The organism is Pseudarthrobacter scleromae (assembly GCF_014644515.1).
In the GTDB taxonomy this organism is placed as follows: domain Bacteria; phylum Actinomycetota; class Actinomycetes; order Actinomycetales; family Micrococcaceae; genus Arthrobacter; species Arthrobacter scleromae.
In genome coordinates this window covers 906170-930390 of sequence record NZ_BMKV01000001.1, presented here as the reverse complement: position 1 = coordinate 930390, position 24221 = coordinate 906170, and the positions used below count along the sequence as shown (strand labels likewise).

The 24221-nt window shown below is 67.5% G+C and carries 23 protein-coding genes; 6 read left to right on the top strand and 17 right to left on the bottom strand.

The genetic code is table 11. From position 1 onward, the window contains the following. Nucleotides 1-53: 53 nt before the first annotated feature. The 4 genes from IEX33_RS04360 to clpS form a co-directional block, all read right to left on the bottom strand. The gene (locus IEX33_RS04360; protein ID WP_104184890.1) at nt 54-851 is read right to left on the bottom strand and encodes an MBL fold metallo-hydrolase; all 798 of its coding nucleotides are present in this window, start codon (nt 849-851) and stop codon (nt 54-56) included. Continuing rightward, nucleotides 848-1846, bottom strand: coding sequence for a glutamate racemase (gene murI / locus IEX33_RS04355; RefSeq protein WP_104184891.1), 999 nt, complete (start codon nt 1844-1846; stop codon nt 848-850). Before murI ends, IEX33_RS04360 begins: the two co-directional genes overlap by 4 nt. 123 nt (nt 1847-1969) lie before the next feature. After that, on the bottom strand, nt 1970-2536 hold the full coding sequence (locus IEX33_RS04350; protein ID WP_104184892.1) for a DUF2017 domain-containing protein: 567 nt from the start codon (nt 2534-2536) through the stop codon (nt 1970-1972). Further along, nucleotides 2529-2900, bottom strand: coding sequence for an ATP-dependent Clp protease adapter ClpS (gene clpS / locus IEX33_RS04345; RefSeq protein WP_104184893.1), 372 nt, complete (start codon nt 2898-2900; stop codon nt 2529-2531). Before clpS ends, IEX33_RS04350 begins: the two co-directional genes overlap by 8 nt. Nucleotides 2901-3114: 214 nt before the next feature. Here clpS and IEX33_RS04340 point away from each other — a divergent pair, with 214 nt between their 5' ends. The 3 genes from IEX33_RS04340 to IEX33_RS04330 all read left to right on the top strand — a co-directional run bounded on the left by IEX33_RS04340 (nt 3115) and on the right by IEX33_RS04330 (nt 6232). Beyond that, the gene (locus IEX33_RS04340) at nt 3115-4443 is read left to right on the top strand and encodes a nicotinate phosphoribosyltransferase (protein WP_188727919.1); all 1329 of its coding nucleotides are present in this window, start codon (nt 3115-3117) and stop codon (nt 4441-4443) included. 9 nt (nt 4444-4452) lie between these two features. Continuing rightward, entirely contained in the window at nt 4453-5091 is a 639-nt protein-coding gene (locus tag IEX33_RS04335) for an isochorismatase family protein (RefSeq protein ID WP_188727917.1), read from the top strand. Between the two features lie 106 nt (nt 5092-5197). Continuing rightward, on the top strand, nt 5198-6232 hold the full coding sequence (locus IEX33_RS04330) for an AAA family ATPase (protein WP_188727916.1): 1035 nt from the start codon (nt 5198-5200) through the stop codon (nt 6230-6232). Between the two features lie 79 nt (nt 6233-6311). On the opposite strand, the gene IEX33_RS04325 is transcribed toward IEX33_RS04330, so the two are convergent. The 9 genes from IEX33_RS04325 to IEX33_RS04285 form a co-directional block, all read right to left on the bottom strand. Further along, the gene (locus tag IEX33_RS04325; RefSeq protein WP_188727914.1) at nt 6312-8093 is read right to left on the bottom strand and encodes a DEAD/DEAH box helicase; all 1782 of its coding nucleotides are present in this window, start codon (nt 8091-8093) and stop codon (nt 6312-6314) included. Continuing rightward, nucleotides 8093-8434: a DUF3039 domain-containing protein gene (locus IEX33_RS04320; RefSeq protein WP_066277043.1), complete on the bottom strand. Its 342-nt coding sequence runs from the start codon at nt 8432-8434 to the stop codon at nt 8093-8095. Before IEX33_RS04320 ends, IEX33_RS04325 begins: the two co-directional genes overlap by 1 nt. A gap of 98 nt (nt 8435-8532) precedes the next feature. Continuing rightward, entirely contained in the window at nt 8533-9315 is a 783-nt protein-coding gene (gene nagB, locus IEX33_RS04315; protein ID WP_188727912.1) for a glucosamine-6-phosphate deaminase, read from the bottom strand. Nucleotides 9316-9337: 22 nt separating this feature from the next. Further along, nucleotides 9338-10909, bottom strand: a complete 1572-nt coding sequence (locus IEX33_RS04310) for a transporter (protein WP_188727911.1) — start codon at nt 10907-10909, stop codon at nt 9338-9340. Further along, a complete protein-coding gene (locus IEX33_RS04305) occupies nt 10891-11766 on the bottom strand; it encodes an ABC transporter ATP-binding protein (protein ID WP_188727909.1) in 876 nt (291 codons plus the stop codon). The genes IEX33_RS04310 and IEX33_RS04305 overlap by 19 nt, the downstream gene beginning before the upstream one ends. A gap of 114 nt (nt 11767-11880) precedes the next feature. Continuing rightward, nucleotides 11881-12216: a DUF3253 domain-containing protein gene (locus IEX33_RS04300; RefSeq protein ID WP_188727907.1), complete on the bottom strand. Its 336-nt coding sequence runs from the start codon at nt 12214-12216 to the stop codon at nt 11881-11883. Further along, nucleotides 12216-13313: an NADH:flavin oxidoreductase/NADH oxidase gene (locus IEX33_RS04295; RefSeq protein ID WP_188727905.1), complete on the bottom strand. Its 1098-nt coding sequence runs from the start codon at nt 13311-13313 to the stop codon at nt 12216-12218. The genes IEX33_RS04300 and IEX33_RS04295 overlap by 1 nt, the downstream gene beginning before the upstream one ends. Beyond that, on the bottom strand, nt 13313-14299 hold the full coding sequence (locus IEX33_RS04290) for a tetratricopeptide repeat protein (RefSeq protein ID WP_188727903.1): 987 nt from the start codon (nt 14297-14299) through the stop codon (nt 13313-13315). The genes IEX33_RS04295 and IEX33_RS04290 overlap by 1 nt, the downstream gene beginning before the upstream one ends. Before the next feature lie 52 nt (nt 14300-14351). After that, nucleotides 14352-16058 (bottom strand): hypothetical protein, encoded by a 1707-nt coding sequence (locus IEX33_RS04285; protein WP_188727902.1) that lies wholly within the window; start codon nt 16056-16058, stop codon nt 14352-14354. Between the two features lie 191 nt (nt 16059-16249). Between IEX33_RS04285 and IEX33_RS04280 the strand changes: the two genes are divergently transcribed. Further along, a complete protein-coding gene (locus tag IEX33_RS04280) occupies nt 16250-17581 on the top strand; it encodes an AI-2E family transporter (RefSeq protein WP_188727900.1) in 1332 nt (443 codons plus the stop codon). A 74-nt stretch (nt 17582-17655) separates the two neighbouring features. Here the strand turns inward: IEX33_RS04280 and IEX33_RS04275 are convergent, their stop codons facing one another. Continuing rightward, the gene (locus IEX33_RS04275; RefSeq protein ID WP_188727898.1) at nt 17656-18456 is read right to left on the bottom strand and encodes an alpha/beta hydrolase; all 801 of its coding nucleotides are present in this window, start codon (nt 18454-18456) and stop codon (nt 17656-17658) included. A 42-nt stretch (nt 18457-18498) separates the two neighbouring features. Beyond that, nucleotides 18499-18855, bottom strand: coding sequence for an ATP/GTP-binding protein (locus IEX33_RS04270; RefSeq protein ID WP_066277065.1), 357 nt, complete (start codon nt 18853-18855; stop codon nt 18499-18501). Between the two features lie 104 nt (nt 18856-18959). Between IEX33_RS04270 and nucS the strand changes: the two genes are divergently transcribed. Both nucS and IEX33_RS04260 read left to right on the top strand, forming a co-directional pair. Further along, the gene (gene nucS / locus IEX33_RS04265) at nt 18960-19655 is read left to right on the top strand and encodes an endonuclease NucS (protein WP_188727896.1); all 696 of its coding nucleotides are present in this window, start codon (nt 18960-18962) and stop codon (nt 19653-19655) included. Nucleotides 19656-19957: 302 nt separating this feature from the next. Next, nucleotides 19958-20161, top strand: coding sequence for a cold-shock protein (locus tag IEX33_RS04260; protein ID WP_011692441.1), 204 nt, complete (start codon nt 19958-19960; stop codon nt 20159-20161). Nucleotides 20162-20327: 166 nt separating this feature from the next. Here IEX33_RS04260 and IEX33_RS04255 read toward each other — a convergent pair whose 3' ends face one another. Together IEX33_RS04255 and IEX33_RS04250 are read right to left on the bottom strand one after the other, a co-directional pair. Next, the gene (locus tag IEX33_RS04255; RefSeq protein ID WP_229675217.1) at nt 20328-22913 is read right to left on the bottom strand and encodes a DUF2156 domain-containing protein; all 2586 of its coding nucleotides are present in this window, start codon (nt 22911-22913) and stop codon (nt 20328-20330) included. Then, the gene (locus tag IEX33_RS04250) at nt 22910-24220 is read right to left on the bottom strand and encodes an alpha/beta hydrolase (RefSeq protein ID WP_188727894.1); all 1311 of its coding nucleotides are present in this window, start codon (nt 24218-24220) and stop codon (nt 22910-22912) included. Before IEX33_RS04250 ends, IEX33_RS04255 begins: the two co-directional genes overlap by 4 nt. Nucleotide 24221 lies beyond the last annotated feature (1 nt).

Genomic DNA, 24221 nt, shown 5'->3' with positions numbered 1-24221 from the left:
TGCACGCCCGGCCGATGCCGGGACCCGGAGCGAAGGCCGCGCAGACCGAAGGGCTAGATGGTGTAGTGCACTCCGGCGACCGCCACCGCGACGTCGCCGCCGAACACCGGGCGGGCCTCGGCCATCACCGTGGTCTGTGATGTCCACACGGGAATGTGCGTGAGCAGGAGCCGGCGCGCCCCCGCCGCCGCAGCGGCCTCCCCGGCCCGCTTTCCGGTCAGGTGGACGTCCTTGATGCCGTCATCACGGCCTTCTTCGAAGGCTGCCTCGCACAGGAACAGGTCGGCGTCCTTGGCCGCTTCCTCAAGCCCGGCACAGGAATCGGTATCACCGGAATAGGTCAGGGTCCGGGACACCAGGGTGCCGTCCTTGTCCGGCTCCACCACTTCCACCCGCAGGGCGTAGGCCTCCTCCACGGGGTGGTTCACGGCGAAGGGCGTCACGGTGAAGGGCCCCACGGTCACGGCTTCGCGTTCCGCCCAGTTGGTGAAGTCGAATTCCTCGTGCATCCCGGGGTCCAGCTCCAGGCCGTACGCCGTGGCCATCCGGTCTGCCGTGGCCGCAGGTCCCCAGACGGGGATCCGGCCGCGCCCCCAGCCGCCGGGCTTCCACCGTACAGCCACGTGCAGGCCGCACAGGTCCATGCAGTGGTCGGGGTGCAGGTGGGTGAGGAAGATCGCGTCGATGTCCTCCAGGTCTGTGTACCGCTGGATGGCACCCAGCGCCCCGCTGCCCAGGTCCATGACCACTTTCCAGGTCCGCTCGCCGTCGTTCGCGGTCAGGAGGTAGCACGACGCCGGTGAGCCGGGGCCGGGAAAGGACCCCGTGCAGCCTACGATGGTGAGCTTCACTGGCCACTGCCCCCGGTCGCTGAAGTGCCCACGAAGTTGGAGATCCGCGGCCGCGCCGCAGCGCTCTGGGCGGCGGCGATCATCTCCGGGGTGATTCGGGCCAGGCTTCCCGTGGGGTACTGGGCGGACACATGGTCCACGTGGCGGACGGAGAGGACCTCCGGCCCCAGGAACCGCCGGGCCAGCGCCTCGAACTGGCCGGCGTCGCCGGTGGCCACGAAGTGGTGCTCCGGCGGGGTTGCGTCCGTGCGCTGCAGGTTGTGGGTGGCCAGGGCGCGATAGACGTCCTTGGCGGTTTCCTCGGCGCTGGACACCAGGGTCACGTCCGCCCCCATGACGTAGGAGATGACGCCGGTGAGCAGCGGGTAGTGCGTGCAGCCCAGGACCACCGTGTCCACGCCGGCCGCCTTGAGCGGGGCGAGGTATTCCTCGGCGACGGCCAGCAGAGCCGGCCCGGTGGTGATTCCTGCTTCGACGTAGCTGACGAACTCCGGGCAGGCCACCGAGGTGATCGCCAGGTCAGGAGCCGCCGCGAACGTATCCTCGTAGGCGCGCGAGCCGATTGTGGCGGAAGTGCCGATCACGCCCACCCGTCCGCTGCGGGTTGCTGCCACCGCCCGCCGCACCGCCGGCTGGATGACTTCGATAACGGGGATGCCGTACTTGGCCGTGTACCGCTCGCGGGCGTCCCGCAGGACAGCGGCCGACGCCGAGTTGCAGGCAATGGTGAGCAGCTTGACGCCGGAGTCCACCAGTTCGTCCATCACGCCCAGGGCGTTGGCCCGCACCTCCGCGATGGGCAGGGGGCCGTACGGTCCGTGCGCCGTGTCCCCCACATAGAGGATGGACTCGTTGGGAAGCTGGTCGATGATGGAGCGGGCCACCGTGAGGCCGCCAACACCGGAGTCGAAAACGCCAATGGGCCGCGACTCCAGGGCGGCGGCGGGCAGGTCGCTGGCGTCGGACCCCGCTGCAGCGCCGGCTGACGGATCCATGCTTGAGGCTCTACTCATGATTATTCGAGGATAGGTCTTCCCCGCAGCTCCAGTCATGAACCTGTGGCCCGGAGCTCATGTCTGGTGTGTCACAGCGCAGGGACGGGGAGCAGTCCGCGCCGCTCACCGGCGGGAGTCCATGGACTGCAGCATGGCCTGGACGAGCGACTCCTGGAGCCAGGTGGCGAAGTTGTAGACCAGGGCCAGGTAGCTCTCCACGTCCTCGGCCTGGGACCAGTCCTGCATCAGGTGGACGTGCTCGGCGTCCTCCTCGTCCTGGATGTCCAGCCGCTCGGCGAGGACCAGCCGGACATCGTTCAGTGCCATGGACCAGTGCCGTGCGCCGTCGGACGTCAGGACGATCTCGTCCTTGTCCAGGTCCAGGGCCGCGGCCCGCAGGGCGCCGATCTTCGTTTCCCGCAGCGAGCGTTCGGTGAGCTGGCGGAACTCCAGGGAGGCGCCGGCGTCGTCCTTCATGACGTTGGGAAGGAGGCGCTTGACGGCCCGGTCACTAGGCTCTGCCACGTCCATGTCCAGGCCGATCAGGGCGGCCAGGGGATCCTGGCCGTCGCGGTCCTCCGGCTGGAGCATGGAGATGACGTCATGGATCAGGCTGCGCAGCAGGTCGCGTTCCGCGGGCTCAAGGTAGCCGGTGATGCCTTTGAGTCCGTACTTGAATGCCTTAGCCACGTTTTCCCTTGCCCTGTCCTCCGCCGGAGTTGCCGTTGTTCCCGCCGCTGGCTTTTTCCACAGTGGCCCACAGCCCAAACCCGTGCATGGCCACGGCATGGCGTTCCACCTGTTCCTTGCTGCCCGAGGCAACAATGGAGCGGCCCTTCTTGTGGACCTCCATCATGAGCTTGTTCGCCTTGCTCTCCGAGTAGCCGAAATAGCTTTGGAAAACATAGCTGACGTAGCTCATGAGGTTGACGGGATCGTTCCAGATCACCAGGTTCCAGGGGATGTCCGGTGCGGTCAGGGAATCTGTGGATTCCGCTGTTCCGGTCCGGGTGCCCTCCTGTGTATCAGGGCCGAGCGCAACGCTTAAGGTCATCTGTCCATTCTATGGGGATGCCGGACCCACCCCGGCGAGGGGCCCGCGGCGAAGCGAAGCGAGACGTGGGAGCCGGTGGGTGGGCCCACGCCGGTGAGGGGCCCGCGGCGAAGCGAAGCGAGACGTGGGAGCCGGTGGGTGGGCCCACGCCGGTGAGGGGCCCGCGGCGAAGCGAAGCGAGACGTGGGAGCCGGCGGGGACTAGAGTGACTTTCGTGAGTACCTCCGCTGGCTGGGAGCATCCCCGCACGTCCTTTTATACCGACCACTACGAGCTGACGATGCTGCAGGCATCGCTGCATTCCGGGGCCGCGCACCGCAAGTCGGTGTTCGAGGCTTTTGCCCGGCGGCTGCCGGATGGCCGGCGCTACGGCATCGTGGCCGGCACGGGACGGCTGCTGGAGGGCATCGCCAACTTCCGCTTCGGGGACGCCGAGCTCGAGTTTTTGGAACGCACCAAGGTGGTCAATGCGCAGACGCTGGAGTACCTCGCTTCCTACCGTTTTTCCGGTGACATCTGGGGCTACCCCGAAGGCGAGGCGTACTTCCCGAACTCCCCCATCCTCATCGTCGAGGCCACGTTCGCCGAGGCCTGCATGCTGGAGACCTACCTTTTGTCCGTGTTGAACCATGACAGCGCCATCGCCTCGGCTGCTTCACGGATGGTCACCGCGGCCGGCGGTCGGCCCTGCATCGAGATGGGCTCCCGGCGCACCCATGAGGAAGCAGCCACCGCTTCTGCCCGGGCAGCAATCATCGCCGGGTTCGACAGCACCTCCAACCTCGAGGCCGGGATCCGCTACGGGATCAAGACGGTGGGCACCGCCGCCCACTCCTTCACCCTCCTGCACGACACCGAGCGGGACGCGTTCGAGGCCCAGATTGCCTCGCTCGGCGACCACACGTCCCTGCTGGTGGACACGTACGACGTCGAAGCGGCCGTCCGCACGGCCGTGGACCTTGCGGGTCCGCGCCTGGGGGCGGTCCGGCTGGACTCCGGCGACCTTGTGGCCCAGGCGCAGTGGGTGCGCAGGCTCCTTGACGACCTCGGCAACGAAAACACCAAGATCGTGGTCACCTCCGACCTCGATGAGTACGCCATCGCCGCCCTGCAGTCCGCCCCCGTGGATTCCTACGGCGTGGGCACGTCCCTGGTCACCGGCTCGGGCGCCCCGACGGCGAGCATGGTGTACAAGCTGGTCAGCCGCACGGACGACGACGGAGCGTTCGTCTCCGTGGCCAAGGCGGCCAAGAACAAGGCCAGCGTGGGCGGCCGCAAGTACGCGCTGCGCAAGCTCAACGAGCGCGGGATTGCCACAGCGGAAGTAGTGGGCGTCGGCCGCCGGCCGGAGGATGACGGCAATGACCGTCCCCTCCTGCAGCAGTTCATGAAGAACGGGGAGCTGCTGCCGGGCTGGACCGGCCACGAGGGCGTGCTGCGGGCCCGCCAGCGCCATGCGGATTCCATGGCGGAGCTGCCGCCGGTGGTCAACCGCCTGCAGCGCGGGGAAGCAGCCATCCCTACTCTCTATGAAGAAAACTGAGGAGAACCGATGTCCCGGGCACTGATCATCGTCGACGTCCAGAACGATTTCTGCGAGGGCGGTTCGCTGGCCGTTTCCGGCGGCGCGGATGTTGCCGGCGCCATCAGCGAATATGTGGACGCCCACCACGGCGAGTTCGACCACATCGTTGCCACCCAGGACTGGCACATCGATCCGGGGGAGCATTTCTCTGACACACCGGACTTCAAAGACAGCTGGCCGCCGCACTGCGAGGCGGGCACCCCCGGTGCTGAACTGCATCCCGACCTGGACACCGAATACATCCAGGCCTACTTCCAGAAAGGCCAGTTCTCCGCGGCCTACTCCGGATTCGAGGGCCTGCTGGCCCCCGAGGATGCGGTGCCCACCGGGGAACGGCAGCCCGGGGCCCTGCCCGGTCCCGCGGACGCCGAGAGGTTCGCTCCGGACGAAGACGCGATCGGGCTGGACGACTGGCTGCAGAGCCATGACGTGGAGGACGTCGTGCTTGTGGGAATCGCCACGGATTACTGCGTGATGGCAACGGCCCTGGACGCCGTCCAGGCCGGCTACTCTGTCACCGTCCTGCGCTCCCTGACGGCCGGGATCGCCGAGGACCTGGAGGAAGCAGTGGCCGAAATGGAACTGGGTGGCGTGGACGTAGCCTAGGGCAGCTACAGGAGTGGCCCGGCGCTCATGAGCAGCCGGCCCTTCGTCGTTTCACCCGCCCCTTGATCCCGGGGCAGGAACGGGACCCGGGTACTACAGTGGATGCATGGCTGCCAGCCGCAATCCGCTCGACGACCTGCGCGAAACAATCGGCCGCCTTGCCGATCAGCTCAAGCTGCCCGGCTCGGAGCGCGTGGACGACCTGGTCGGCGATCTCGTGGGTCCGAGGCCCGGGCCGGCCCGGCCATTGTCCGAGGTGCAGGCCGAGCTCGACGCGCTGGTTGGACTGGAGACAGTGAAGGAGCAGGTGCGGGCGCTCGTGGCACTGCTCCAGGTCCAGGCCCGCCGTAAGGCGCACGGACTGCCGGAGGTGGCCACATCACAGCATCTGGTGTTCCTCGGAAACCCGGGCACGGGCAAGACCACTGTGGCGCGGCTCCTGGCCGAGATGTACCGCGCGGTCGGCCTGCTGCAGAAAGGCCACTTGGTCGAGGTCGACCGTTCAGGCCTGGTGGGGCAGTACGTCGGGACGACCGCCATCAAAACGGATCGGGTAATCCGGCGTGCACTGGACGGCGTCCTGTTCATCGACGAGGCCTACGCGCTGTCCCCGGAGGACGGCCGGATGGACTTTGGCCCCGAGGCGATCGAGGTCCTGCTCAAGCGGATGGAGGACCACCGCCACCGCCTGGTGGTGATCGTGGCCGGGTATCCGCGGCTGATGGAGTCCTTCCTGCTCTCGAACCCAGGACTGCGCTCCCGGTTCGCCCGCGAGATCACGTTCCCAGACTACTCCGTGGACGCACTCCAGACGATCTTCGACCGGATGCTGACCCAGCACGGGTACAGGCTGGAGCCGGGCGCGGACCAGATGCTGCGCCGCATCTTCACCGGGCTCCACGCGGGCGAGGACTCCGGCAACGCACGGTTCGCCCGCACGCTGTTCGAGCAGGCGCTCAACCGCCAGGCGCTAAGGCTGTCCCTTGACGAGGAACACAGCCTCGACGCGCTCGATCGTGAGGCCGTCATGACGCTCACCGCGGACGACCTCGTCGAGGCCGCGCTGGCCTTGGGCGAGGAACCGGAGCCGGAACCGACGCCGGAACCGGAGCAGCCACGCTGGTGGCGCTGGCTGGCCTGACCGGCTCTGCGGCGGCTGCAAGGCGCACTTTCAGGGGGCAGTCCACTACGCACCGGGCCACCTTATTGTGCCAGCCCCGCTATTTCCGGCCGATGAACCAGTCCTGGAGCTTCCGCAGTCGAGACTGCAACTGCTCCTCGTTCGCCTGGGCAACGGGCGGTCCGCCGCACACCGTCCGCAGCTTGGTGTGCACCACCCCGTGCGGAGTGCCGGTCCGGGCAGACCAGGCGGCCACGTTCTTGGCCAGCTCGTTGCGGAGGTCCATCAGCATCCGGTGGTCCGGGACGGCCGGTGCCGGGCTTTCCGCCGCCGCGGGTGCCTTCCGGTTCTTGCGGTTCAGCTGCTCGTGCTGGCGCTGCCGCAGCAGCGTGCCCACCTGCTCCGCGTCCAGCAGCCCGGGGATGCCCAGGAAGTCCATCTCGTCGTCGGACCCCACCTCGCCGCCCGTGCCGAACTCGCCGCCGTCGAACAGCACGCGGTCAAAAGACGCCTGCGAATCCAGGGCCTCGAACTTGCCCTTGGTGAGGCTGTCCGATGCCTTGTCCTCGCGGTTGGCCTCGGCCATCAGCGAGTCCTCGGGATTGAACAGGCCGTCCGCGTCTTCCTTCTCCGGGCGGTCCAGGGCGTGATCCCGTTCCGCCTCCATGGAGTTGGCAAGGGCCATCAGCTGCGGCACCGAGGGCAAGAAGACCGACGCCGTTTCGCCCCGCTTGCGGGCACGCACGAAGCGGCCCACCGCCTGGGCGAAGAACAGGGGGGTCGATGTTGACGTGGCATACACGCCGACGGAAAGCCGCGGAACGTCCACGCCTTCGGACACCATCCGGACGGCAACCATCCAGCGTTTCTCGCTGGCGGTGAATTCCTCGATCTTGCTCGACGCCTTCGCGTCATCGGAAAGGATGACCGTGGGGGACTCCCCCGTGATCCTCTTGAGCTGTCCGGCGTACGCGCGGGCGTCCTCGTGATCCGTGGCAATCACCAGGCCGCCGGCGTCGGGAACGGTGCGGCGCACCTCGCTGAGCCGCCTGTCCGCACCCGCAAGCACCGCCGGAATCCACTCGCCTGCGGGATTCAGGGCGGTACGCCAGGCGTGGGACGTGATGTCCTTGGTCACCGCGGCCTCACCCAGCGACGCCGCCATCTCCTCGCCGGCACTGGTCCGCCACCGCATCTGCCCGGAATAGGCCATGAACATCACCGGGCGGACCACGTGGTCCCGCAGCGCATTGCCGTACCCGTAGGTGTAGTCCGCCTTGGAGCGGCGGATGCCGTCCCGGTCCTGGGCGTATTCGACGAAGGGAATGGGAGAGGTGTCGGAACGGAACGGCGTTCCCGTCAGCGAGAGCCGCCTGACCGCGGGGTCGAAGGCCTCGCGCAGCCCGTCACCCCAGGACAGTGCCTCGCCGCCGTGGTGGATTTCGTCAAGGATCACCAGCGTGCGCGCAGCTTCCGTCTTGGCGCGGTGGAGCAGCGGCTTGCTGGCCACCTGCGCATAGGTGACGGCAACGCCGATGAAGCCACGGCCGTGCTGGCCGTCGGAGTTCTTGAAGTTGGGGTCGATGGCGATGCCCACCTTTGCCGCCGCATCCGCCCACTGCCGCTTCAGGTGGTCGGTGGGCGCCACGATGGTCACCCTGTTGACGGCGCCGGAGTCGATGAGGGTGGACGCCACCCTCAGCGCGAAGGTGGTCTTGCCGGCGCCCGGCGTTGCCACGGCGAGGAAGTCGCGTGGGCTGTTGCGCAGGTACAGGTCCAGGGCTTCCTGCTGCCAGGCACGGAGTTTCGGGGCGGTTCCCCAGGCTGCACGTTCCGGATAGGCCGGAGGCAGGGTGGGGCCGCCAAAGAGCGTCTCCGTCACTATTTGTTGTTGCCCGAGTCCCCTCCGGGACCCTTGCCGCCGTCGTTGCCCGGGCGGAGGCCGTCGTAGACCTCTTTGCACATCGGGCAGACCGGGAACTTCTGCGGATCCCGTCCCGGCGTCCAGACCTTGCCGCACAACGCGATGACAGGATCCCCGGTCAGCGCGGACTCCATGATCTTTTCCTTGCGCACATAGTGCGAAAAGCGCTCCCGGTCCCCGGGCTCCACTTCCTGGCGCAGTTCCTCGCGCTCAATGGTGGCTGTGGACGTTCCAGCCCCGGAAAGCTCGCGCATCGGGTCGTTTTCGAGAGGGTCCGTCGTGCTAGTCATGCCAACCATCTTAGCTGTTCCACCGGCCGGACGTTCGACGTCGGCGCGTCCCCTGCCGGCCGCCGTCGGACTTTGCGGCGGCGTGCGCCGGCAGCGGGCGGTGCGGGCTAAATCCCCTGCCAGGCGGGCTTGTTGTCATAAGTGTGCCGGTAGAAATCCGCCAGTTTCAGTGCCGACGCCGCGGCCTCGTCCAGCAGGACGGTGGCGTGCGGGTGGAACTGCAGGATCGACGCCGGGCAGATGGCGGCGACGGGACCCTCCACGAACTCGCGGACAGCCTGGGCCTTCTGCGCACCGGTTGCCAGCAGGATGACGTGCCGCGCGTCCATGATGGTCCCCAGTCCCTGCGTCAGGACATGGTGCGGGACGTCCGCCAGGCTGGAGAAGAACCGGGCGTTGTCCCTGCGGGTCTGTTCGATGAGGCTCTTGATGCGGGTCCTCGAAGCGAAGGAGGATCCCGGTTCGTTGAACGCGATGTGTCCGTCCGTTCCTACCCCGAGGAGCTGCAGGTCCACCCCTCCGGCAGCAGCGATCGCCTCCTCGTAGGCGCGGCAGGCAGCCGGGATGTCCGCGGCGGCACCGTCCGGCCCGTGGACGTTCTCCGGCCGGATGTTGACCCGGTTGGTGAACTCCCGGCGGACCACTTCCCGGTAGGACTCGGGGTGTCCGGGCGGAAGTCCCACGTATTCGTCCAGGGCAAAACCGGAAGCCCGGCTGAAGTCCAGGCCGTCCCGCTCATGGCGGGCAGCCAGCTCATCGTAGACCGGAAGCGGGGACGAACCCGTCGCCAGGCCAAGGACGGCATCAGGTCTGCGCCGGAGCAGGTCCTCGACGGCATCGGCAGCAAGCTTGGCGATGTGTTTGCTGCCGTTGAGGATGACGACTTCCATGCTGTTTCCTTCCGAATGCTCTTCAGCGGTTGACGGACACCTGGGCCAGCAGTTCTGGCCCGCGGGCGTCCAGCCATTTTCCGCCCAGCCTGACGCCTAGAACAGACAGGACCAGGCCCAGGACCGTCCCCGCGGTGAGGTTGATCCAGCCGAAAAGGCTGTTGCCCGTGACCACCTGCGCAACCAGGAGGCCCACCTGAGGCAGGACCAGGACCACCAGGACCAGCAGCCCTCCGAACTGTACCGCGAGGGTCTGCCCCACGTTGCCGGGCGGTTTCTTGAACGGGCTGTCGCCCGGCAGCGGAACAGCCACGGTGTACCGGGCCGAGACCACCGACGCCAGTCCCAGCCCGGTGAACAGGATGCCAAGGCTCAGGCCCAGCTGGCCGGGCAGGCCGGCCCAGTCCCCTGTCAGGGCGGAATAGCCGAGGGCGAACACCAGCACCACCGGCAAGGCGAACGCCATGCAAGCCAGGGCGCGGCCCAGCCGGTCCGCCACTCCCCTGACGCCGGTGGCAAGGTGCAGGGCGAAAGCGGTGTTGTCGTAGGACACGTCGGCAGAGATGGACCAGGCAAGGATGAACGCGGAGAGCGGGGCAAGGATGCCCAGGCTGGTGAAGTCCCCGGTCTGGCTTCCCTGGAAGGCGAGCACCACCGGCAGCAGGGGGATCACCACCAGAGATCCCGAATACCGTGGATCCCGGAACCAGTACGTGAGGGACCTCGCCATGACCGCACCGGCCGGAGTGGCGGGCAGCACTCCCAGCAGTCCCAGCCTGCCGCCTTTGCGCCTGCCGCTGCCCGCGTACGGAGGAGTCACCAGCGCCCGTTCCAACAGGGATTTCCATGCCCACGCGAGCGCGGCCAGCGCTGCAACGGATACCAGCAGCTTCAATGCTGCCTGTCCCGGCTGCCCGGCGGCCACGTCACCGCCCAGCGACCACGGTGCGCCCAGCGGCGTCCAGGACAGCGTCCTGGCAAAGCCGGGCAGGAAACCGGTGGAGGCTGAGAGGCCCTGGCCTATTCCCGCCACAATGGGCCCCATCAATACCAGCGGCACCATGAATGCTATGGCGCTGATGTCCTTGAACCGCCGCGATGCGGCCAGGCTTGCCGTTGCCGTGGTCACCACTTTGGCGAGCACCACGCAGGTCAGTACGCCCAGCACTGCCCCCGCGAACGCGGCGAGCGCAGGAAGGACACCATGGGACCACGTGGCCACCGTGGACAGCGCCACCAGCGAAGTGGCCAGCCCCGGAATGCCGATCAGTCCGCCCAGGGCCAGCCCGGCCAGCATCTGCTTCATGGGGATCGCGAACGTAGTGAACCGTGCGGGATCCAGGGTCATGTCCGTGGCAGAGGCCACCACCGGCACGACGCCCCAGCCCAGGATGGCGGCGGATCCGCCGAGCACCACAGCGGTCTGGGCAAGGTCAAGAGGCGCGTTGCGCAGCATCACCAGTGCCATCACAAGCGTTGCCACCATCCCCAGTGCGTAAAGCCCGGCGATGGCCATCCCCACCAGTTGCCACGGGCTGCGACGCAGGCCGTTGCGCAGCAGTGTCAGCTTGAGCCTTAGAAGGTGCGCAACCATTCCAGTCCTTCCGTGTGGCTGCGGCCGCCCACCAGCTGCACGAACCGGTCCTCCAGCGAGGCCCCGGCACGCACCTCGTCAACGGTTCCGGCGGCGAGCAACCGTCCGTTGGCCACCACTGCCACGTGGTCGCACATGCGCTGCACCAGGTCCATGACATGGCTGGACACGATGACCGTGCCGCCCGAAGCGACGTAGCTGTCAAGGATGGAGCGGATGTTGGCCGCGGAGACCGGGTCCACCGCTTCGAAAGGTTCGTCCAGGACCAGCAGCCGGGGCGCGTGGATGAGGGCGGAGGCCAGCGCAATCTTCTTGGTCATGCCCGCCGAGTAGTCCACCACCAGGGTGCCGGCGTCATCCTGGAGATCCATGGCGGCGAGGAGGTCCGCAACGCGCGTGGCCACTGTCTCCCGGTCCATACCCCTCAGCAGCCCCGCATAGGTAATGAGCTGCTCGCCGGTGAGCCGGTCGAACAGCCGCACCCCGTCCGGCAGGATGCCCATCAGCCTCTTCGCGTCCAGCGGCCGCTGCCAAACGTCCACGCCGTGGACTGCCGCTCTCCCAAAGTCCGGACGCAGGAGGCCGGTTGCCATGGACAGCGTGGTGGTCTTACCGGCGCCGTTGGGGCCCACAATGCCGTAGAAGGAGCCGGCCGGCACGTCCAGGCTGATGCCGTCCACGGCGATCTTCCCGCCGAACCGCTTGGCAAGCCCGCGGATGGACAAGGCCGGCACCTGCGGTGCCGCACCGGGGTGCAGAGCCGGCACGGAATGCAGTGCATGGTCTGGTTGCGGGGCCGGCTCGCGTTGCGGGGCCTGATCGGGTTGCAGTGCCGGGTCGGGTTGCGGGGCAGTCATGAAGCCAGACTAGCCCTCGGGTACCCGCTGCGGGGTCCTCCCTGAGGAGTAGCGGGAAAGGCGTAGGAACCACTTCCGGCAGGACGCTGTCCGGCGACATCGTCCCGGGGCTCCCTAACGCACCTTCCGGATGCGGATGGGCCCCTTGGCGGTGGAGGGATCCACCACCGAGCCGCCTTGGGTGATCTGGACTTCGCCTGCGTCAACCAGCCGCCGCGCCGCCCTGCGGGCGGGCTCCATGAGGTTGCGCCACGTCCCGCCGCCGACAGCGCGGGCAGCCTCCGACGGGCAGATGGTGGACGTGGCGGCCCTGGCGGCCAGGAGTTCCAGGATGGCGGCTTCCAACTGCTGCTCGATACTGACGGCAGCCGCCGGCGTCGGTTCGAGGCCTGGCGCCCTGTCCGGCGCCGGCGCAGGGTGAGGCGCAGTGCGCCGGTCCCGGCCGGCCATCAGAAGGTGCGCCGCGGAACGGCACGCTGGTATTGCGGCGGCCACGCGAGGTCATGGCCCAGTTCAAAGGCAGCCCTCAGCCACCAGTGCGGGTCCCGCAGTGCTGCCCTCGCGATGAGGACGCCGTCAGCCTGTCCTGTGGCGACGGCGTGTTCAGCCTGGCCTGCCGAGGTCAGCAGGCCAACGGTGCCGGTGGCCACTCCGGCTTCCTTCCGGATGGCTGCCGAAAATCCGGTCTGGTAGCCGGGGCCGGCCTTGATCTGCTGGTGGGCAACGGCGCCCCCGCTGGACACGTCGATAAGGTCCACACCGTGTTCGGCGGCCTGCCGTGCCAGGCGCACGGAAGCGGCCAGATCCACGCCGCCTTCTGCCCAGTCGCTGGCGGAGATCCTCAGGAGCAGCGGCATGGACTCCGGAATGACGGCGCGGACGGCGTCAACAACAGCCAGCATCAGCCGGTTCCGGCCCGTTTCGTTGCCGCCCCAGGCATCGGTCCGCGTGTTGATCAGCGGGCTCTGGAACTGGTGCAGGAGGTACCCGTGGGCACCGTGGACCTCAATCGTGTCGAAGCCCGCGTCCACCGCCCGCACAGCGGCGTCGGCAAAGTCGCGCACCACGCCGCTGATCTGCTCCACGCTCATCGCCGCGGGGTCCGCGTACCCTTCGAAACCCAAAGGCGACGGGCCCACGGTGGTCCAGCCGCCGTCGGACTCCGGAACGCTGCCGTGCTTGCCGGAAAATGGCCAGTAGGTGGACGCTTTCCTGCCCGCGTGGGCGAGCTGCACGCCGATCTTGGCGTTGGCGGCGCCGTGCCGGTGGACAAAGGACGTGATCCGCTGCCAAGCTTCCGCCTGCTCACCGTTGTAGAGGCCGGCGTCGCGGGGGCTGATCCGGCCTTCCGCATTCACGGCGGCGGCTTCGGTCAGTATCAGCGCCGCGCCCCCGGTGGCGAAGGACCCCAGATGCATCAGGTGCCAGTCGTTCGGGACTCCCGGGGCGTCGTCGGGGTCGCAGCTGTACTGGCACATCGGCGACACCCAGCCCCGGTGCTGCAGCTCCAGCGAGCGGAGCCGCAGGGGCTGGAAGAGCGCCGGCACTAGAACAACACCCTCGCGAGGGCCTGGCGCGCCTTGGCAACCCGCTCGTCCGCGGTGCCCACCACATCGAACAGCTCCAGAAGCCGGACGCGGGCAGTCTCACGCTCCGGGCCGAAGTTCCGGCCAATGAAGGAGACCAGCCGGCTCAACGCATCCTCCACATGGCCGCCGGCCACATCAAGGTCTGCCACCCCCAGCTGGGCCTCAAGGTTGTCCGGCTCATTGGCCGCGAGCGTGCGCAGGGCTTCGCTGTCCTGGGCGGAAAGTGGCTGCAGCCTCCCCATCAGCTCCACCTGGGCCAGTCCGGCCTTGGCCTCATGGTCCGCAGGCATCTCGGTCAGCGCCTGGCGGTAGGCAACGGCCGCGGCAGCGTAGTCCCCCGCTTCGATGGCGTCGAACGCCGCCTGGTGCAGCGGCGGCAACGGCGGCGGAGCGTCCTCTTCCTCCGCACCGGCACCCAGGCTCCCGGTCACGCCGTTCGCGGCGGCCACTTTCAGCAGTTCGTCGAAAAGGCTGCGCACCTGCTGCTCGTCCGCGCTGCCCTGGAAGAGCGGCACCGGCTGGCCCTTGAGGACGGCCACAGCGGTGGGGACAGCCTGCACCTGGAAGGCCTGGGCAAGCTGCGGGAACGCTTCGATGTCCGCGGCGCCAAGGACCAGCCGGCCGCCGTAGCCGCCAACCACCCGCTCCAGGACCTCAAGCACGGCTGCCGACTCCGGCGAGTAGGAGGCCCACAGAGCAAACACCACAGGCACCTGCGCCGACAGCTCCACGAGCTGCTGGAAGTTGCCCTCGGTGACGTTGACCTTCAGTTCCTGGGCGCCGGGAGCGGCACCCGGCTGGGCGCCTTCCTGCGGCGTTCCGGTCCCGGCCGGTGAAGCTGCCGAGGCCGGGCGCTGCTTCAGGCTGGAAAGGTCGACGGCGCCGCGCAGGTTAAGCAGGTTGGCAGCGGCAGGAGGGACTGGGCGGGAAGCTGGCGAACTCATGCTTTCCACTCTAGCCACTCCGGCCGCTGCCGGGGCTACTGCAGGAAGGGGATTACTTGAAGCTGGCCCCCGTCAGGCCGCGGGTTGCCGCCACAAGCTTCATCGGGTCCGTTGATCCTGCCGGCGGCACGTACACGGCCACCGACTCGGCAAAGCTCAGGACCATGCCGGTGGTGGTTTCCTTGCCACCGGCCAGTGCCGCTGCGTCGTCACCGATGGTGAGCTTGTCGCCTGCGGCCTTGGGGGTCCCCTCGAAGCCGAAGTTGATCCGTCCCAGGACCAGCGCGCCGCCGTCAGCCGTGCGGAAGACAACAGTGCTTTCGGGGACCACCTTGTGGGTGAAGGAGAAGTTGCCGTTCTCACCGGACTTCACCACTTCGGCCTGGTAGGACAGGGTATCCGCGATGTACGGCGAGGACTCCCCTTCCACCAGCTTGTCCTTGAAGGCCGAATCTTCGGAGGTGAGGCGGTCCGCCAGGCCGGACAAGGCTTCTTCACCGCTGTAGAGCAGGCCCGTCTTGTCTGCGGGTGCCAGCGTCTCGGTGCCGTCCCGGCTGATGGTGGGGAACGTGGTGCCGGGCTGCAGCGGGTTGGTTTCCACGAGCTTGTAGTTCTCACGCGGCGAGGCCTGGACCAGCGTCAGCAGCTGCGGCACCACATTGCCCTCACCCTGGGTCACGGCCATGACGGACCGCGGCCATTCGCGGTCGCTGGTCACCACGGTGGTGAGGAGCTTGGTGGAGCGCACCGGCATGCGCGGCTCGTAGGAGCCTACCTGTGAACGGATCTTGTAGTTCTGGGTGCGGACTTCCAGTTCGGTCCCGCCCACACGGTCGGACAGCTTGGCGGCATCCTTGGCCGCATCTCCAGCGTCAACGGCGCTGGAGACCTGCTCCAGGATCCGGCGGAACTGGGCATCCAGCAGGACGGGGGAACCTGCCTCCTGCGCTGCGGGCGACGCCGTTGCCGCGTCCGCGGAAGGCGCGGGCGCGGGAGAAGTGGCACTTGCGGCGACGCCGGTCCCGGCCACCACGGCAGCGGCAACGACACCGGCAGCAGCCATGGTCACCCGCGACGACGACTTTGCCTCGCTGCGGGCGCGGGCGCGCCGGGCAAAGCCGCTGCCCTCTCCGCCGCCCTCACCGTTGCGCCTGCGGGCAGAGAGCAGGGCCAGTACGATCCCGGCAACAACCAGCAGGGAACCAAGGACCATCAGGGGAACGGCCCAGGGTGTGGAGGTGTCGTTCGGGAACGTCATGGAGATGGAGGCAGGTGCGGGCTGCGTTCCGTCCGAGGCCAGCAGCAGGGTCCAGTCCCCGTCAGCCGGCGGGGTCCAGGAGTACTCAAGCTCCCCGCTGGCATTCTCGGTGGAAACCCAGAGGTCAGAGCCGGCAGGGTTGGGGGCAGTGGCCTCGCCGTCGGCGTGCTCAACCTGGAGCGACTCTCCGTCCTCGGTCACACCGGTAACGGTGTTGTGTGCGGCCTGGCCAACCCATGCGTCCACGTCGTCCGGCCTGCCGGAGGCCAGCATGAAGTTGCCGTCGCCCTCGATATCGATCTTGACTGTCCCGCCGTGAAGGGTCCGCAGGTTCTGGTCGATCACGGTGATCGGCGCAGCGGCAGCATCGGCCGGCGCGGAAGCCGTAAAGGTTTCGGAGGGGGCCCAGATGGTCCTCTGGCCGATGCCGGCCAAAAGTGTCAGGAGGCCGAGCAGCACGAGTGCGACTGCAGTCTTTAAACGCAAGGGAACACCTATCATCAGCGGGGGTTTAGTTTCAATAGTATCCGTTTTGTTATCGCGGGCCCGGATCGGGGCTTCGCGCAGGATCGCCAGCGGGGCTCTGAACAGGCCCTTCAGCTGTTGTTGACAAGGCTGCTGATAGTGTTTGCGATGATCATCACACCGGCCCGCCCCTGCGGCGCCATGTACGGAACAGGCCCCCAAAACCAGTGACTGACAAGACGGACGAATCCTCCGCGGCACCAGAGAACCCGGGGGGCACGCAGCCGCCGGCAGCCGCTCCGCCTGGTCCTGGAAAAGGGCCTGGAAAAGGGCCTGGAACTGTCCGCCGGAAGAGGCCCGCCGCGGCTGCACTCGGGATGCTGGCCCAGCGGCTGCGGCAGCCTTTGCCGGGCGCCCAGCCACGTCTTCGGTTCGAGATGCCGCCGGAGTACACGCGGCAGGACGGGGACGGCGGAGGCGACAGCGGGGTGCAGCCCCAGTTCGGCAGTCCGGGCCCCCGAATTTCGCCACAGCACCCCCTGTATCTGGGCTTTATGGGAACCGTGGGCGTTGGGCTTGCACTGCTGGTCTACTGGATCGGCTCCAACACCACGCAACTGCTCCTGTGGATCGTTGCGGCGCTGTTCATCGCGCTGGGCCTTGAACCTGTCGTCAGTTGGCTGGAAGGCCGGAAAATCCCCCGTCCCGCCGGGATCCTGGTGTCCGTAACGGTACTGGTGAGCGCCGTCGTCGGCTTCTTCGCCACCCTTATCCCCACCATCGTCGAACAGGTCACGCAGATCGTCGAGCAGGCGCCGGTGTGGATCCGGGACTTCATCGATTCCGAGTTCTTCCGCAGCCTGGACGACCAGTTCGGTGTTCGCGACCGCGTCACGGAAGAGCTGGACAAGTTCGTGAACGACCCCGCGGCAATGGGCGGAATCTTTGGCGGCGTTGTCGGCTTTGGTTCCACCGTGGCCAACGGACTTTTCGGCACCCTGATCGTGCTGGTGCTGAGCCTGTACTTCCTTGCTGCCCTGCCCGCGATGAAGAAGTGGGGCTACCGGCTTGCGCCGCGGTCCCGGCGGCACCGTGTGGAGGCCCTGTCCGAGGAAATTACCCGATCGGTGGGCAACTACGTGATCGGGCAGGCGGTGGTTGCCCTCCTGAACGCCACCTTTGCCTTCATCGTGATGTCAATCGTGGGAATACCCTTCGCCCTGCTGCTGGCCTTCGTGGTGGCGCTGCTCGCCTTCATTCCGCTGGTGGGCGGAATGATTGCCGGGGTCGTGGTGCTGCTGGTCTCGCTTACGGAGGGCTGGCAGACCGCGGCCATCTACGGAATCTGCTACTTCTCCTACCTGCAGTTCGAGGCCTACTTCATCTCCCCGCGCATCATGCAGAAGGCCGTGGCCGTTCCCGGCGCCGTGGCTGTTATCTCGGTCATCGCCGGCGGCAGCCTGCTGGGGGTCCTCGGCGCCCTCATCGCCATTCCCACGGCGGCTGCTGTCCTGCTGCTGGTCAGGGAGATCTACATCGTCCGCCAGGACCAGCACTAACGCAGGAGCAGCACCACGGCAGGTCCAGCACCGGGCCGCCGCTGTGGGGCCGAACCGCGGCGGAACCAGGGATCCTAGGCGGAGGCTGTGGCGACGGGCCCGTCCCATTCCTGCGGCAGTCCCGCAGCGCCTGATCCTGCTTCGCTGACCTCATCCACGATTTCATTGAGGACCCGGGCAGCATACTTCTCCCCCACCCACAGGTGTTTGGCACCGTCCACGCCCACCACGCGGGCCTGCGGCACCAGGCTGAAGCGTTCGGCCGCCTCGGCAGGCTTGAGGAAGTCGTCGTGCTCCGGCACCAGGACCGCGAGCGGCTTTCCGGATGCCGCCCACTGCAACAGGTCCTTGTCCTTGGCCCGGTGCAGCGGCGGCGAGAGCAGGACTGCCCCCTCGACCTGGGACGCCACCGGCTCCACGGCCCCGTACATCAGGGCGAGTTCCGTGCCGAAGGACCACCCGACCAGCCAGCGGTTGGGCAGGCCGCGTTCGACGGCGAAGCGGACCGCGGCCTCCATGTCATGGCGCTCCCCTACCCCCTCGTCGAAGGCCCCGCTGCTGGTTCCGTGCGGGGATGCGGTTCCGCGGGTGTTGAACCGCAGCACGGCGATGCCGGCGAGCGCAGGCAGCCGGTAGGAAGCCTTGCGGTAGACATGCGAGTCCATGAACCCGCCGTGCGTTGGAAGGGGGTGCAGGGTGATCAACGTGGCATTCACGGGGCCGGATTCCGGCAGCGCCAGCTCGGCCACCAGTGTGTGCCCGTCTTCCGTATCCAGCTTCACCAGCTCGCGCTTGGCGGGCAGCACGGTGGAGGCACGGATGGGAGTGGGGCCTGGGCCCTGGCGGAATTCGTACGACGCCGGATCAAAAGTCATGCCTGCCAGCTTAGCGACAGCGGGCGCATCTTTGCCCTCAGGTCAGCGGTAGCGGTAACTGCGTGACATCCAGCAGTTGGTGTGCCAGTGCCGGCGCTCGGCCAGTCCGGCGGCAGCGCCGAACAGGTGGTCATCCTTCCAGACCACCAGGTGGGCCACACCGGGCGGCACGGCGGTGGAGCACTCGGGGCAGATATAGGTCTTTTCGGCGTTCCTGGCGGTCATGGTGCGCACCATCCACTCGCCGTCAGGGGCGCTTTCCCGCCGTGCAATCCCGGCACGCGCCCGTTCCAGGTCCAGCTCGGGCACCTCCCGGCTGCCCTTCTTTCCGGCGCCCGCCCTTCCGGACACGGAACCCTTTCCGGACACTGGGCGGCGGGGTCGGTTGGAGCGCGGCATGCATCCATTCTGCCCCAGCCGCCGTGCGGTTTCCTGCGGGCAGACCCCGGTGCGGTGGCCACCCCCTGCCAACTGCGTGCGCGGCAGACGGTAGTCTGTACGGCGTGCGACTTGTCATAGCCCGATGCTCCGTTGATTATGTTGGCCGGCTCAAAGCCCACCTCCCGCTTGCCACCAGGCTCCTGCTGGTGAAGGCCGATGGCTCCGTCCTGGTCCATTCAGACGGCGGTTCCTACAAGCCGCTCAACTGGATGAGCCCACCGGCCACCCTCAGGGTCTCCTCCCCGGAGGACGTGGATCTTGAGCTGGGGGTGATGGAGCAGTGGACAGTGCAGTCAGCCAAGACCGATGACCGGCTCATCATCAACATCCATGAAAAGCTCGATGAGTCGTCCCACGATCTCGGCGTGGACCCCGGGCTCATCAAGGATGGCGTGGAGGCAGACCTGCAGCGGCTCCTGGCGGAACAGATTGAAACGCTGGGGACGGGATACTCCCTCATCCGCCGTGAATACTTCACGGCCATCGGGCCGGTGGATATCCTGGCGCGCGACGCCGAGGGCGCCACGGTTGCCATTGAGCTGAAGCGGCGCGGCGATATCGACGGCGTTGAGCAACTCACGCGTTACCTTGAGTTGCTCAACCGCGATCCCCTGCTGGCCCCGGTCCGCGGGATTTTCGCGGCCCAGCAGATCAAGCCGCAGGCCAAGGTCCTGGCCAATGACCGGGGCATTGCTTGCATCACGTTGGACTACGACGCCATGCGCGGTGTTGACGACAGTGAGTCCCGGCTTTTCTGACCGTGCGGCCCGGCACTTCGTGGCCCGTTGCAAATGCCCCTGACGTGCGCATTAACCTCCTCTTCGCCCAAAATTTATCCATTTTGAAGCCCAAACCGTTGACCTGCGGGAACGGGCATGAAATTCTTATCTCAGTCTTTGTGTAGGTGTTTTTTCATGCTCGCAAGACATGTTGCGAGCGCGAAGCTCCTGCACCGCCGGTTCCTTTTCCAGGGGCGGCTGACCAGGATTCTTCTCGCGGAGTGACCAAGGCCGGCACGAGGTGTGCCGATCTTAAAAAGTTCCACAATGAGGAGAAATAAATGGCACAGGGAACCGTCAAGTGGTTCAACGCTGAAAAGGGCTTCGGCTTCATTACCCCGGATGATTCGGACGGTGACGTCTTCGTCCACTACTCCGAAATCCAGACCGGCGGCTTCAAGACCCTCGACGAGAACCAGCGCGTTCAGTTCGAAATCGGCCAGGGCGCCAAGGGTCCGCAGGCTACCGGTGTAACGCTGGTCTAGTCTCCGCCCGCCGCCGCACCAGCGGCCGGCAGCGAAAAATGGTCCCCGGCATTTGTGCCGGGGACCATTTTTATGTTCAGTTCCAGAAGCGGGAGTTGCCGGACAAAAGGTGGGGAAAACCCGGACGCCCTTGCGGGAGGAAATTCATCAGTAAATGCTGCGGCATTCACTTTCCTAAACTTCGCACCAAACGCGCGCCCTGCGCAAGCGAAAGCCCGGGGAGGTAGGCGCGGGTCAGTGCCCGGCCAATAGCCGGCAGGTGCAGCGGGTCCTGGTAATAGAGATAGAGTGCGCGGTACTCCGGCTTGAACCTTGATTTGAACGCCGCCAGGGACCGGAAACCGTAGACAGGTTCGAGGGCGTGCCCCACCAGGTCCAGGATTTTCACCAGGTTCTCCGGGCCCGGCTGCCCATCCTCCCTGCCGCCGGGGTTCTCCCCGGCAGGACCGCTTCCCGGCGCTCCTGCCTGCCCCACGGGAACCCGCGCCAGCGGGGAGCCGGACAGGGAGATCACCTCCACCGAACCGCGCAGCTCCAGGACCGCGGAGGCGATCAGGAATTCCATCACCCCGGGAAAACCTTCGGCGCCACGGCGCATGACGTCCAGTGTCCGGCTGACCAGCCGCCCGCCGTCGTAGACGGGAAGCCAGCTGGTGACGCCGTGGACGGTTCCGTTGCCGTCCACGGCGAGGCAGCACAGCACCTCCTCGTCCTCAAGCTCGTCCACACCGCCCAGGGTGAAGCCCATCTCGGGGACAGACTTTCCTGCTGCCCACTCTTCGGACACCTCGCTCAACCGTGACCGGAGCGCCGCCGGCAGCGAGTGGTACGGCCCCCACACGGCACGCACGCCCAGCTTGGCGGCCCGGTTCAGCGCAGTCCGGACGTTCTGCCATTCCTTTCCTTTGAACTCGAGCTCGCGGATCGGCAACCGCGTTTCCTGGGCAACGGCCACCCGGGCAAACCCCTGTTCCTGCAGCGCCGGCCACAGTGTGTCATCGCACGAATACAGCGCCGGAATCAGCGCGTGGCTCCGGCAATAGGCCAGGAATTCCCCGGTAACGCGCTGTTGGGCTTCCTTCGGTCCGAAGGCTCCGCCGAGGGTGAGGGCAACACTGCCGTGCTGCTGGAAGGCGACGGCGCCCTTGCCGTCGGAGCTGAACCAATAGGTGTTGGGTTCCCACAGCGCCATCCACGAGAGCGGACCACCGCCCTGGTGCAGCAGCGACCTGGCCCTGTCCCTGTCCTCCACGCCGGAATCGGTGCCGTGGGCCTTGCCCAGCAGCACCCACCACACTGCCGCCAGCGCGATGACCCAGAACACCGGTCCGGAATAGGCAAACAGCACGGACTCCAGGGCGTTACGGTCAGCGAAAACGCCGCGGTAGTGCTGCGGAATGGGAATGGGGACGTACTGCCTGGCCAGCTCAGCCAGCAGTCCCAGCAACCCGCCGTCGCGCTCCAGCCCTCCTGACCAGAACCAGGCCAGTGCATAGGAGCCGGCCAGGGCAAGCCACGTTCCTCCCGCCACCGCCGCCAGCACCCTGCGGGAGGACGGCGCTGTCTGCACCCGGAACTGCCGCCGGTTAGACCACAGGACCAGCGCCAGCAGCAGCGGCACCACCACAAGGGGAAGCACGTGGGCAAACGCGGAGCCCATCGGCCCGGCATTGGGCACCTGGCTCCTCGAGGGCAACAGGGCGAAGAGGGCAAGGTAGACGGCGGCCAGCGCCGTAACGGCCAACTGGATGGCGATGGCAATGTTCAGGGCAAGGCGGCGGCCGCGGCGCATGCCGTCCGCACAGATCAGCAGCAGGGCTACCGGAACCACCGCCAGGGCAAGCCCGACTGGACCGGCAAAACCGGCCCGGCCCTCTTCCAGGCAGGAAGCCTCCACCGTGGCGCCGCAACTGAACGCCAGCTGGCCAAGCGTCGGCAGCGGATTCAGGAGCACGTCGCGCAGCAGGGCCAGCGGGCCCGTGGGCGCCCGGGCGATCCCGGTCAGGATCGGCCCCACGGCAAAAACGGCGACCGTGAGGGCCAGGAGGTTCCTGGTTTCGCGCCCGGTTGACCGGTGCCGGTGGAGCTGCCCCTGGTCCCCCTGGATCCACCAGCCGGCCAGTAGCCCCAGCACGGCGCCCAGCAGCCCGATCACAGTTTCAGCGTGCCCTACATACAGGACCAGCAGGAGCGAGATGGACAGCACGGCTGTCCGCAGGCGGCGCTGCCACAGGACCGGCAGCCGCGCGCTTCCCGCCAGGCCCGCCGTCAGCAGCGGGGCATACGGGCCAACCAGGACGTCATCGGCCATCCGGTCCAGCCAGCCGTCCCCCACGTATCCCGCAACCTGGGTCACCAGCAGGAACAGCGTGACGGCGGCGAACTGGCCGCCCAGCAGCAGTGCGATGGCCGCCCGCGTTCCCAGCCTGCGCTCGGCGGGGCCCAGGAACACCACGATCATTAGCGCGGCAACAAGGTAGGCCAGCGGATTCGTGGCGAAGAAGAGGCTGGTGAAGAGGGACCACCAGTTGCCGTCCCGGAGCCCCGGCCCGCTGACACCCGCAAGCCCCATCAATTCTTCGGGCGGGCCTGCAGCGAAGCTGCCGGTCACTGCCCCCGCGGCCAGGAAGAGACCGAGCACCGCAAGCGTAAAGGGTGCCGCCTTCACGGCCGACGCCCCGTCCTTGAGGGCGGGCAGCACCACCGTGGACCAGGCAAGGCGGGCAGTCCGCACCTGCTTCTCAGCGGTCACCTGTCCAGCCCCCAGCGTTCGGCCAGGAAGTCGAGGGCATCGGCAATACGCTTCGAGGAGGTATCCCACGAGTGGCCGGTATGCTCCACCTCGTAGGCGCGCACCGTAAAGCCGGCATCCTCCGCGGCAGCGGCCAGGGTACGGAGGTACCCGACGAATTCCGGGTCGTCCTGCCCGGCGGTCAGGTAGAGTCCGCTGCCATCGAAGCGCTGCTCCTTCATGATGGCCAGGGGAGTCTGCCGGACGAAGGCCTCAGGGTCCCCCGGGAAGGACGCCTCGATGGTCTTGTGGCGCTCCTTGGCAATCGCCGGCTCCGCCTCGCCGGAGAAGGACAAAACCGAGGGGAAAAGGTCCGGATGCCTGGTTCCCAGCTGCAGTGCGCAGGTGCCGCCGAAGGAGAACCCTCCGGCCGCCCACCTGCGGTGGTCTGTGTCGACGGCGAGCGTGGACTTTATCCAGTGCGGGACGTCCTGGGAGAGATACGTGTCCGCGCGTGCTATCCGGCTGTCCATGCACATGGTGTTGGCGGACTGTGATCCGTTGGGGTCGGGCACCACCACCACGGGGGCCACTCCCCCGTGCGCGGCGGCAAAGGCGTCCATGTGGGACTGCAGTGCACCACCGGTCAGCCAGTCTGCCGGGCCGCCCGGCTGTCCCGCCACGAGGACCAGCACCGGGAGGGCGGGGCGGTTCTGCGCAAAGTAGGCGGGAGGGAGGTAGATGTAGGCTTCCCGGGTATCCATTCCGGAAACATCGCCCGGGATCACGGACCGGCGCAGCACTCCCCCGGCCGGCATCTCCTCCTGCGCTGTCCAGCCTTGGAGCGTGGCGCCGTCGGGCTCCCCAGGCTGGCGCATCAGCTCCCGCTCCAGCGCGGGGACCCTCGCCAGTGCCGTGCCAAAGAGGTCGCTGACCATGCGGTTGAGGCCATAGTAGGCATTGATCTGTACCGCCGAGAGAGCCGCGACCAGGAGGACCGCGGCGAATCCGGTTCCGCGGCTCCGCCAGGTGCCGCGGGGCACCCGCAGGACCAGGAGGATGAGGGCGGCGACGGCGGCCACGATCCAGAGCAGCACAGCGTCCGGGATGTTCGCAGTGAAGACCGAGAAGACGTTGATGAGGGCCCAGTGCACGGCCGCGACCAGTGCGAACGCCGCCGCTGCGCCTGCCAGGACCCGGAAGAGCCAGTGCCGGGGGCGGGTGCCGGAAGGAGGCACCAGGAGGTACAGCGCCCCGGCGAGGCCCAGGATGAGGGAAACCCAGTAGACCGGCCCGTCCACGAGCCGGACCTCGAAGAGCCAGTCCACG

Bases quoted from the DNA above. Each gene is read 5' to 3' on its own strand.
- murI (WP_104184891.1), bottom strand. From the start codon at position 1,846: ATGGATCCGTCAGCCGGCGCTGCAGCGGGGTCCGACGCCAGCGACCTG.
- clpS (WP_104184893.1), bottom strand. From the start codon at position 2,900: ATGACCTTAAGCGTTGCGCTCGGCCCTGATACACAGGAGGGCACCCGG.
- IEX33_RS04335 (WP_188727917.1), top strand. From the start codon at position 4,453: ATGTCCCGGGCACTGATCATCGTCGACGTCCAGAACGATTTCTGCGAG.
- IEX33_RS04330 (WP_188727916.1), top strand. From the start codon at position 5,198: ATGGCTGCCAGCCGCAATCCGCTCGACGACCTGCGCGAAACAATCGGC.
- IEX33_RS04320 (WP_066277043.1), bottom strand. From the start codon at position 8,434: ATGGTTGGCATGACTAGCACGACGGACCCTCTCGAAAACGACCCGATG.
- nagB (WP_188727912.1), bottom strand. From the start codon at position 9,315: ATGGAAGTCGTCATCCTCAACGGCAGCAAACACATCGCCAAGCTTGCT.
- IEX33_RS04310 (WP_188727911.1), bottom strand. From the start codon at position 10,909: ATGGTTGCGCACCTTCTAAGGCTCAAGCTGACACTGCTGCGCAACGGC.
- IEX33_RS04305 (WP_188727909.1), bottom strand. From the start codon at position 11,766: ATGACTGCCCCGCAACCCGACCCGGCACTGCAACCCGATCAGGCCCCG.
- IEX33_RS04300 (WP_188727907.1), bottom strand. From the start codon at position 12,216: ATGGCCGGCCGGGACCGGCGCACTGCGCCTCACCCTGCGCCGGCGCCG.
- IEX33_RS04290 (WP_188727903.1), bottom strand. From the start codon at position 14,299: ATGAGTTCGCCAGCTTCCCGCCCAGTCCCTCCTGCCGCTGCCAACCTG.
- IEX33_RS04285 (WP_188727902.1), bottom strand. From the start codon at position 16,058: ATGATAGGTGTTCCCTTGCGTTTAAAGACTGCAGTCGCACTCGTGCTG.
- IEX33_RS04275 (WP_188727898.1), bottom strand. From the start codon at position 18,456: ATGACTTTTGATCCGGCGTCGTACGAATTCCGCCAGGGCCCAGGCCCC.
- IEX33_RS04270 (WP_066277065.1), bottom strand. From the start codon at position 18,855: ATGCCGCGCTCCAACCGACCCCGCCGCCCAGTGTCCGGAAAGGGTTCC.
- IEX33_RS04260 (WP_011692441.1), top strand. From the start codon at position 19,958: ATGGCACAGGGAACCGTCAAGTGGTTCAACGCTGAAAAGGGCTTCGGC.